Source organism: Bradyrhizobium cytisi (assembly GCF_008123515.1).
Classification (GTDB): domain Bacteria; phylum Pseudomonadota; class Alphaproteobacteria; order Rhizobiales; family Xanthobacteraceae; genus Bradyrhizobium; species Bradyrhizobium cytisi.
On the sequence record NZ_VSSR01000128.1, the window covers coordinates 1 to 9302 of the forward strand.

A 9302-nucleotide genomic window follows, 5' to 3' on the forward strand; every position below is an offset into this window, starting at 1 on the left:
ATCTTGATTGTCGCGCCGCAGGCTACGGTGCGGCTGTCGTCCACATTCGAGCGAACGCTCTCCTCTTCAGAGATTCGAGCCATCGTATAATGTGACGAACTTCCGTTCCAGATGACTACGGGAACAAATGAGCGCTTACGCTGGGCGACTTGCCGTGAATCATAAGCTTTTGCTGAAGCCGTTCAGGCTTCGAAGCTGCTGGCCAAACCGCAACGGGGCGGCGCGATAAGAGTCATCTCGATTTCCGGCTAAACTGAGGGCCGATAGCGATCGACGTTCACGAAGCTGATATAGCCGCTGAGACTTTGTCGACTGACAGCCGATCACGAGTTCAAGTTGTTGAGACGATGCCCACTCTCTCGATTGTCCGGCCAATGCGTCCCCCAAGCATTCCAGGCTGTTGCATTCAGATCATTCTGAGAACGCCAAATACCGGCTGATAAAGGTACGAAACGTACCGTGGTTACCCGTATTCAGTGCGAATCGTACCGATGTGACACGACTACATCACGCTTGCTGGGCACGTGCATGCATCCGTCCGTTCCGTACAGAGTTTGTGCGCCAATAAGAAGCGCAGTCTGTCAACGTAAGAACGCGAGCGGCGGAATCATCCGCACAGCGACGCCGGCTGGTTCTGTTTATCAGTTGGCGTTCACGGAAGGCCCTGCAGTGCGGGGAGCGTCGGGGCAACGCCGAGGTGGTTGGGTCTCTGCCGTAATGGTTGAGCGGCCACCTTGAGGTTGGAACAGTCTGGAGAAAATTTATGAGAATGTTGAGGAGCCTTTTGCTTGGTTCAGCGGTAGGTCTGATCGCCGTTGGCGGCGCGCAGGCCGCCGATCTTCCCGTGAAGGCCAAAGCGGTCGAATACGTGAAGATCTGCTCCCTCTACGGTGCCGGTTTCTATTACATTCCTGGCACCGATACTTGCATCAAGTTTGGCGGCTATCTGCGCGCTGATGCGGTGCTTGGCACGAACAGCGACTACGGTTTCGCCGGTGGCGTCACCGGTGCTCGCAACCGTCTGAGCAATTACTACACGTCTCGCGCCCGTATGGACTTCACGGTCGATACGCGCACCGCCACTGAGTACGGCGTCGTCCGTACTTACGCTGACTTGGTCTTCACCTGGACTGGTGGCGGCTACACGGGAAGCTCTCCGTCGGCCTACGACAGCACCGGCACCAATGCCACGGTCGGCGGTGGTCAGCTCGGTATCTACCATGCGTTCATTCAGTTCGCTGGTTTCACCTTCGGTCGTACGGTTTCGATCTTCGATGCTCCCTGGCAGAGCTATCCCGCTGGCGGCCCTGATACGCTCCCGGGGGGCAGCAACCATGTGACCGGCGTGAACCAGGTCGCTTACACGGCTGATTTCGGTCAGGGTATCACCGGTACTGTAGCGTTGCAGGACCCGACACAATATGACCAAGCCAACCTCTGGAATCTGTCGACCGCAACCGCCGCTGGCATGATCACCGGCGCATACGGCGCCAATGATTGGGGTGGAACGCGTGCTCCTGACCTCATTGGTCAGGTCCGCGTCGACCAAGCCTGGGGTCTGTTCCAGTTTTCGGCGGCGGCACATGACATGCATGCCGCCTACTATGGCGCCACGGAAGTCACCGGCCATCCGGACGACAAGTGGGGCTGGGCAGTTCAGGCCGCGATGTCGATCAAGAACATCCCGACCGGAGCTGGCGACAGCATCAACCTGCAGGCCGTCTACACGGATGGTGCTAGCCGCTATAACTTCCAGAGCCTGTTCCCGCAGAACGCCGCGCTGTATGGTGGTACTGGCCTCGCCGGCGCCTACCAGAGCATTGGCCTCTTCGGCATCGCCGACGGTGTCTTTGTCGCCGGTTCTGGCATCGAGACGGTCAAGACCTGGGGCATCCGCGGTGGTTACACCCACAACTGGAGCCCGAACTGGTCCTCCAGCATCTACGGTGCATATTCTCAGCTGAAGTATGGTTCGAACGGTGCGGCGACCATCTGCGCCAACGCTGCTCTGTTGATCGGCTTCGCCGGGACCTGCAACCCGGATTTCAATCTGGGTGTGATCGGCGCCAACGTCGTCTGGACCCCAGTGAAGAACCTAGCGTTCACGGCGGACTTGAACTGGACGCGCGTCGACCAGAAGTACTCTGGCACGTTCTCGGGGGCGGGCACGGCGGTTGCTGGAATTGCCAAGCCGGCGGCCGTGTACGAAGCGAAGGACCAGAACGCGGTGAACATGCTGCTGCGCGCCCAGCGCAATTTCTGAGCCTCCGTCAAACTAGCAGAAGGAGAAAGCAAGCGACTTCATAGATCTAAGTTTGACCTCCAAGGAAGGCCTCCGATATGCCCATCGGAGGCCTTCTATTTTGACATCGGAGTCTGCCTCGCGACGCCTTCTTTAGTGCTTCAGCGGGCTGCACGAGCGAGACTCCGTGTTCGGTACCGGTCGGCTTGCCCATCCTGCCGTGCGCCGATCGAAAAAGTGCTAATCGCAGCCGAGATGCGCAATACCCCGACGAGTCCGTTACCTAGAATCAGCACAGTCGAGTGCTTGTCGACGCCCGCGGCGGTAGCTGAGTCCAGGGATTGGCATGGCAGGGTAGGTTCACGGCCGCGGCATCATGGCCGGTCGCGAAAATCGCGAGGTCTCCTCTGAAATTCCTTCCATCGGCCAAGGCGACCGCAACGTCGATGCCCGTGCGCAAAGCCACTGCCAGAAGTGCCCCGACTCGTCAGGCAGCGCGCTCATATTCGCAACCCGCACGTTCAGCAGGTGTTCGGGATTGCCGGTGTGATAGGCCACGCTCCGCGCGATCTCAGGCCCCCTCTCAATCAAGGTCACACGAAAGTGGGCCGCTGGACGTTTTACGAGCTGATACACGTGACCAACATGCATCAGTACATCAGTACATCACCCTTTGCACCAAGTACGCACGGACCATTCGGACTGCACGTGAACCTGCTCACATCCTCACATTTCAACCAAATTTCCGTCGTTCAGCATGCAGAAAGCTGCGTGGTCAACCAAACAAAACAGCGCGACCGTCTCCGCACAGAGAGCCTGGGCCAACATTAAGGAGGCCTCTTCGCGGCGCTCGTCCGAGAGGAATATGATCTTGCCAGAAGCCGAGACAAGTTTGCTTGCGAAGGCGCATTTGCTCTAAATGACATCGAGCTGCTCAAATCGCCTGTGAGGGCCGAACGTTGGATGAGATCGAATCGTCGAGCTGCCTCGATGCAGCGAAAGCCGCCGAGGGAGGCGATGCAAGGGCGCAACTCGCAAATATCCTCCGCGATCAGGTGATCTGGTCGGAAGCTGTGAAGCCGTGGCCCGTAATTGGTATACGGGACAAGCTGGCCATCCAGGCGAAAAAGCTTGGCATCGTGGTCTGTAGCCTTGACAAAGGCGACGCATGAGCGCCGTGTTACTCAACGATCCGCGAGCGCCGATCCGGAGGCGCGCAGAAGTCGACGGAACTAGTGCTAGTGGCCGCCATGCGGGAGAAACACGTCCGATCTCCCTGTTGGAATTCGTGTTCCACGACACAGCGTGGCCGGACATCGCATCCAAAAACGTTTTGCACAAGGCGCCGAGGAGCGGTCTCAGCGTCGAGCTTGCCTTCGTCGTCAGAAATGGGCTCCGGGCTAGAGCCTCATTAATCTTCCGTAGCCAGGTATCGCCTTTTCATAGCCAGCCAGGCGTAGGCGCTGCCAGAATAGGGCTTGTACCGCGGTAACTACCGGCTTCCTGATCTGCTGTTCGATTCTTTCTATCACTTCGACGGCCCTAATGGCTGTACAAGAGATGAACAATGCATCCGCAGCCTGCGTATTCATTTCGACAGCCGCGCGAACAATGCTTTCCGGCGTGACCTTCGACATCAATTCGTTGTCCGAAATCTTGAAGCTGGCGAAAGACGAGATCTGTTTTCCCGATGCTTTTTGATATGATTTCGTTCACATCATCGGTGTATGGCGTAAGCATCGCTATCCGTCTCGCCGAAAGTCAATCGAGCCCTTCCAGTGAGGCCGTCAGAGGAGTGCTACATGCCACTCCAGGTCGACATGCGCGAATGAGATCTTGAATTCTTTCGAACCCTATCACGGCTGTTCCCGACGTACAGCAATAAGCAATGACGTCCAACCGGCCTTGCGGTACCAGGAGCGAGGCGGCCTCAGTAATGCGCGGTACCATTTCGCTCAAGGAACCCACGGAACAATCTGGGGCAAAAGATAGGCGGCTCGTGAAAATAGCGACTTGATCGCTCGGGCGCATGTTGGTGAAGTCGCGCTCAGTCGTGTAGTCATTCGACAATGCGATCAGGCCAATTCTGTACTTTCCGGGGCCGTCATCGAATGCAGTTGGAACAGCCACTCGGTCGAAGTGGCGCCTCGAGACGCTTTCGTCCATATGAGTTAACCTCTTTTGATCGGAACGCCGCCATTCCACGAAGCTATGCGGCAGACACCGGGCTAGCCCCGCTGGCCTGTCGGTGAGTTCACCCGCCAGTACGGGGCTACTTGAAAAGCCAGTCCTCGACTTCTGGCTTTTGATCAGAACTTTGCTGCGAAAGCGCGGGGGTCCTGCTTCTCGACGGCTAAGGCATATATCCATTTGCCGACTTCAGCCGTTGAAATGAAGTCGGGAAATGTCGCTTGCGAAGTCAGCAACATACGCATCTGCGGGTTCGATACGATCTCCGCGGCCGTGCCCATCTGCACAATGCAGCCATCCCTCATGATTACAATTCGATCCCCGACACAGAACGCTTCTTTCAGATCGTGCGTGATGAACAGAGTCGTTAGCAAGACTTGGCTACATTTCCAGAAACTGGCTCTGCAGATCTCGACGAATCAACGGGTCCAGCACACTGAAGGGCTCGTCCACCTCGTCCACCAGAAGGATGGATGGATCTACCGCCATAGCTCTGGCGATGCGAACGCGTTGGCACATGCCACCCCATAATTCGGATGGAAATCGATCTTCCCAACCCTTGGGGCCCATCTGCTCAATGATTCGCTGAGCGCGATCCCAGCGCGCCATCTTGGACAAGTTGCGTAGCTCAAGTCCGAAGGCGACATTGTCGCGCACGGTGGAATGGGGTAGCAGCGCGAAGTTTTGAAACACCATCGCTATTTCAGCCGCGCTGATATGGCGGAGTCGCTTCGTGTCGCACGCTCCAATATCTTCGCCATTGATCAAGATCTCGCCCTCTGTGGGCGCGATTAGGGGATTGATGTGGCGGACGAGCGTGGATTTCCCGCAGTCCGACAATCCCATGATGCAGAGGATTTCGCCTCTTCGGATCGCGAAGCTCACGTCTCGAACCGCAATGACGCAATGGAAGCGCGCTAGCATCTCGTCCTTGTCGACGCCGTGGCGCTTAGCGGCCTCTATAGCTTCCGACACCCGCTGACCGAAGATTTTCCAGACACCTGCGCACGCCACCACGATATCGCGGTGTGCACTTGCCTCGCGCATCGGAATCCCCCCGTGTCGCCTTTTCGAAGACTTGGTGCATCGGAAAGATACAGATGGCGCGCGCGAAGTCAACAAAGATGTGTACATCTATAAAACGGGGGGCTTTTTTGTGCTCGTCCCAAGATATCGCTTTATATCATTCCAGATTATGAAAACAGAAACATATCATAGATATGTTGATCGTGCTTCCTGGAACTTCCGTGGAATGGGAGGGCTTACATTCGCTCTCTCACCCTAGAAATCATCCGCGCTTGAGCATCTTGACCCTTTCTTGTACACATGCCTTATTTGCAGGCATCTTATTCGGGAGAGCGCGGTGTCCGCAAATCCAAGGGTCACTACGGATTGCAATTACGAGGTGTCCGGGAAGCAGTTCGGCTATCTCGACGTCCCCTCGTCGAGAAACGACTCTGCATGGGGTCTTGTTCGCCTCCCGATTTGCGTCATCAGGAATGCGCAGGGGCCGACGGTGCTCCTCACTGGCGGTAGTCATGGCGACGAATACGAAGGACCGCTCTCGTTGCTGAAGTTGGCGCGTTCCCTCTCGCCTGCGGATGTTCGTGGACGCATCATCATCCTTCCGATGCTGAACTATCCGGCTGTGCTGGGTGGCACGCGCGTATCCCCTATCGATGGAGTCAATATGAACCGGGCCTTTCCTGGCCGGTCGGACGGCACTCTGTCGCAACTAATCGCGCACTATCTAACTAGGGTCTGTTTGGATTCATCTTGAATTTATCACGGCGGCGGTGAGGTTGATCATTGCTCCGAAGCTGATGTCAGTTTTGTCGGCACGCATGGCGATCCGCTTGAATTCCTTGAGCTTGCAGAAGAAGTTTTCGATCAGATGCCGCCATTTGTACATTTCCTGGTCGATGGCGAGAGGTTTTGCGCGCCGCGGGTGCTGGGAGATGATGACCTTGGCGCCGCGTGTGTCGAGGTCGGCGATGATGGCGTTGCTGTCGAACGCCTTGTCTGCGATCAGGGCATCGAAGGCCAGCCCTTCGATCAGCGGCGGGACGCCGACCGTGTCGAAACGCTGTCCGGGCAGCAGCACGAAACGCACGAGATTGCCGAGCGCGTCGGTCAGTGCCAGGATTTTGGTGGTCATACCGCCTTTAGAGCGGCCGATGGCCTGGTTTTGCGTCCCCCTTTTGCGCCCTGTCCGTGGCGGTGGACCTTGACGATGGTGGCATCGACCATGACGTATTCCATGTCCGGCTCGTCTGAGACTGCGTCGAACAGACGCTTCCAAACGCCCGCCTTCGCCCAGTCGCGGAAACGCGTGTACACGCTCATCCAGTTGCCGAAGGCGCGCGGCAGATCGCGCCACGGGCTGCCCGTACGGGCGATCCACAACACTGCTTCGACAAACAGCCGGTTGTTATTGCCGCTCCGGCCGGGATCGCCCGGCTTGCCGAGACAAAGCGGCTCCATCTTCGCCCATTGGGCATCAGTCAAAACGAATCGCTCCATCCCAAGCTTGAATCACAATCAAGCCCGGATGAGAATCTGGAGGGTTCTGTGAGGTCGCGCTCACGCGCTGGCGCGGCATGCGCAGTTACGCGACCTCATTGAAGCCGGATTGAACGAAGGCGCGGGCGGGTATGCGCGGTTTTGCAGCTATGGGGATTGTTGGAGATCGCAAGGCCCGGTCTGCCGGCTCGGCACGTGAGGCAGAGCTGCGAGATGTGTGCATCGGGGAAGAGTTGAGATCAGGCGCGCTTTGCCGGAGATCGCGATAGGCGTTTTGCTGCATCGGACGGTTGTTGTCGCGCCGTGTGGCAGCACGGATTCGACAGCGTCCACGATGATCGAGACGCTGGGAGCGGAATGACGAATGGCGATCGTTGTGCACGGCATGACTTGGCTCACGATGTATCGCACCGGAACGGGGATGTTTGAGGACTGGAGCGGTTGAAGCTGTGTCGAAAGCGCTCGACGATGCGCATGACGCCACCACACTCAGGACAGGCGGGAGCCTTGGGCCACGTCAGAGCGTCCGACTCCACAGGCGACGGCTCGCCATCGTTTGGCGCTGTCCGCTCACGATCGAGAAGTTTGCGGCAAAGGGCGAGTTTGGCAGCGCGATGGCTGTTGGCCATGAAGCCGAAGTGGCGGATGCGATGGAAGCCATCGGGCAGCGTGTGAAGAAGGAAGCGACGGATGAACTCGTCGGCCTTGAGCTTCATGATCTTTGTCGTGCCGTTCTGGCGGTAGTCCTTCCAGGTAAAGGCGACGTGATCCTCGTCGAGGGCTACGAGCCGGCTGTTGGCTATTGCAACGCGATGGGTATAGCGGCCGAGATAGGCCAGCACCTGCGCGGGACCGCCGAACGGCCGTTTGGCGTAGACGACCCAGCTGATGCGCCGCATGGCGACGAGGTGAGCTGTGAAGGCAGCAGGCTCGGCCAGAGATGCGAGATCGCCGAAGAAGTTCAGGATGCCGGCGTCGAAGGCGGCGGTCAGACGTTCGAGGAACAGGCGTCTGAACAGCCGGGCGAGCGGTTTGACCGCCAGGAAGAAGTTTGGTCGGCTGGCGATCCAGCGCGCGCTATCGGGCGAGAGGCCGCCGCCCGGCACGACGCAGTGGACGTGGGGATGGTGCGTCAGCGCCTGTCCCCAGGTGTGGAGGACAGCGACGACGCCGATCCCGGCGCCGAGCCGGCGTGGATTGGCGGCGAGCGTCGACATCGCCTCGGCGGCGGCTTTGAACAGGATCGCATAAACGATGGCCTTGTTCTGAAAGGCGATCGCGGCGATCGGAGCCGGCAGTGTGAAGACGACGTGGAAATAGGGAACCGGCAGCAGGTCGGCTTCTCGCGCGGCGAGCCACGCGGCCCGGGCTGGCCCCTGACACTTCGGACAGTGCCGGTTGCGGCAGGTAATGGGCGTCGCCCATTACCTGTCTTATGGGCAAATTCCGTAATGGGGAGCTGGCGACCCGCTGCATTCTAGGGAGCGTAGATTTTGGAGATCTGACTCTCCATTACGGACCGTCCCTTGGGCCGGCAATCAGCCATCCGGAGGTCAAAGGGTCGTTTCCTCAGAGCAGGTGGCCCAGTGGCCTCAATGGCTTCGAGCTTCTCGTCTGGATCCACGGTGCAGGCAGATTTCGGTGGTCGCAGGTTTCCCGCGTCCGATCCACGACGACACGCAGCGAAGACCGTGTGTCGCCCCGGAGCGCGATCTCCCGTCGGCCGGTCTCGGCGCACAACCGTTGTAATGGAGAGCAAAAGGCAGACTGATTGACACCGAACCAGTTGAAACACCGCTAGATTGGCGGCCGAGGCCTGTCGCCGGCTCACCATTACGGAATCTGCCCATAAGACAGGAATTATAGGCGACGCGTGTCGTGCCGCAGTCGTCGCAAGCCTCCATGTGGCCGCCGAGCGCCTCGGTCCGGCACGCCACGATTGCGCTCATCACGCGCCGCTCGACCCGACCGAGATGACCGGCATGTACACGGCGATAGGTGTCGCCATGCCGGCGCAGAATATCGGCAATCTCGATGGCGGGCCTGTTGGCGCGGCTGTCGGGGCGGATCATCACCCGCATCCCGCCGCCGCGGATCCTCCAGGTGGCGTCACCTCCAGCGACAGGCGATCGAGCGGGCTCTGCGTCGCCCGGATCGTATCGGTGGCGACCTGCGTGTAGCGCGCTGTCGACGACAAATTATTGTGCCCGAGCAAGACCTGGATGATCCGGATATCGGTTCCGTTCTCGAGAAGATGCGTCGCGAAGCTGTGGCGCAGCGTGTGGAGCGTGACGCGCTTGGTCAGGCCCGCAGCCTTCACCGCCGACCGACAGGCGGCGTGCAACAC

At 58.8% G+C, this 9302-nt stretch carries 8 protein-coding genes and 3 pseudogenes; 3 read left to right on the forward strand and 8 right to left on the reverse strand.

The genetic code is table 11. The features are described from left to right. Nucleotides 1-763 precede the first annotated feature (763 nt). Complete coding sequence (locus FXB38_RS41165) at nucleotides 764-2263, forward strand: porin (RefSeq protein ID WP_148756583.1); 1500 nt, start codon at nucleotides 764-766, stop codon at nucleotides 2261-2263. Nucleotides 2264-2602: 339 nt separating this feature from the next. Here FXB38_RS41165 and FXB38_RS45260 read toward each other — a convergent pair whose 3' ends face one another. After that, the gene (locus FXB38_RS45260) at nucleotides 2603-2893 is read right to left on the reverse strand and encodes an FAD/NAD(P)-binding protein (RefSeq protein ID WP_187435511.1); all 291 of its coding nucleotides are present in this window, start codon (nucleotides 2891-2893) and stop codon (nucleotides 2603-2605) included. Between the two features lie 308 nt (nucleotides 2894-3201). Between FXB38_RS45260 and FXB38_RS41175 the strand changes: the two genes are divergently transcribed. Continuing rightward, nucleotides 3202-3414, forward strand: coding sequence for a hypothetical protein (locus FXB38_RS41175; RefSeq protein ID WP_148756584.1), 213 nt, complete (start codon nucleotides 3202-3204; stop codon nucleotides 3412-3414). Between the two features lie 228 nt (nucleotides 3415-3642). On the opposite strand, the pseudogene FXB38_RS43535 reads toward FXB38_RS41175, so the two are convergent. The 3 genes and pseudogenes from FXB38_RS43535 to FXB38_RS41185 all read right to left on the reverse strand — a co-directional run. Beyond that, nucleotides 3643-3936 (reverse strand): annotated as a pseudogene (locus FXB38_RS43535) (aspartate racemase/maleate isomerase family protein); the annotation flags it as partial. A 615-nt stretch (nucleotides 3937-4551) separates the two neighbouring features. Beyond that, nucleotides 4552-4806 carry a hypothetical protein gene (locus FXB38_RS43380; RefSeq protein ID WP_187435512.1) on the reverse strand — a complete coding sequence of 85 codons (255 nt, stop codon included), beginning with the start codon at nucleotides 4804-4806 and terminating at the stop codon, nucleotides 4552-4554. A 7-nt stretch (nucleotides 4807-4813) separates the two neighbouring features. Beyond that, nucleotides 4814-5479, reverse strand: a complete 666-nt coding sequence (locus FXB38_RS41185) for an ATP-binding cassette domain-containing protein (protein ID WP_187435513.1) — start codon at nucleotides 5477-5479, stop codon at nucleotides 4814-4816. 469 nt (nucleotides 5480-5948) lie between these two features. Between FXB38_RS41185 and FXB38_RS44410 the strand changes: the two genes are divergently transcribed. Next, nucleotides 5949-6212 (forward strand): M14 family metallopeptidase, encoded by a 264-nt coding sequence (locus FXB38_RS44410; protein ID WP_246230615.1) that lies wholly within the window; start codon nucleotides 5949-5951, stop codon nucleotides 6210-6212. Here FXB38_RS44410 and FXB38_RS41195 read toward each other — a convergent pair. The 4 genes and pseudogenes from FXB38_RS41195 to FXB38_RS41210 form a co-directional block, all read right to left on the reverse strand. Next, nucleotides 6204-6955 (reverse strand): IS5 family transposase gene (locus FXB38_RS41195; RefSeq protein ID WP_148756587.1). Its coding sequence is split into 2 segments (ribosomal slippage): nucleotides 6204-6625 and nucleotides 6625-6955, totalling 753 coding nucleotides; the frame shifts between segments, so codons are not numbered across the junction. The genes FXB38_RS44410 and FXB38_RS41195 overlap by 9 nt on opposite strands. 395 nt (nucleotides 6956-7350) lie before the next feature. Continuing rightward, nucleotides 7351-8364 (reverse strand): annotated as a pseudogene (locus FXB38_RS41200) (IS91 family transposase); the annotation flags it as partial. 444 nt (nucleotides 8365-8808) lie between these two features. Further along, nucleotides 8809-9027, reverse strand: a pseudogene (locus tag FXB38_RS41205) (transposase zinc-binding domain-containing protein); the annotation flags it as partial. Beyond that, nucleotides 9027-9302, reverse strand: a 276-nt coding sequence (locus FXB38_RS41210; RefSeq protein ID WP_148756588.1) for a tyrosine-type recombinase/integrase, incomplete at its 5' end; no start/stop codon positions are given. The pseudogene FXB38_RS41205 and the gene FXB38_RS41210, both read right to left, overlap by 1 nt.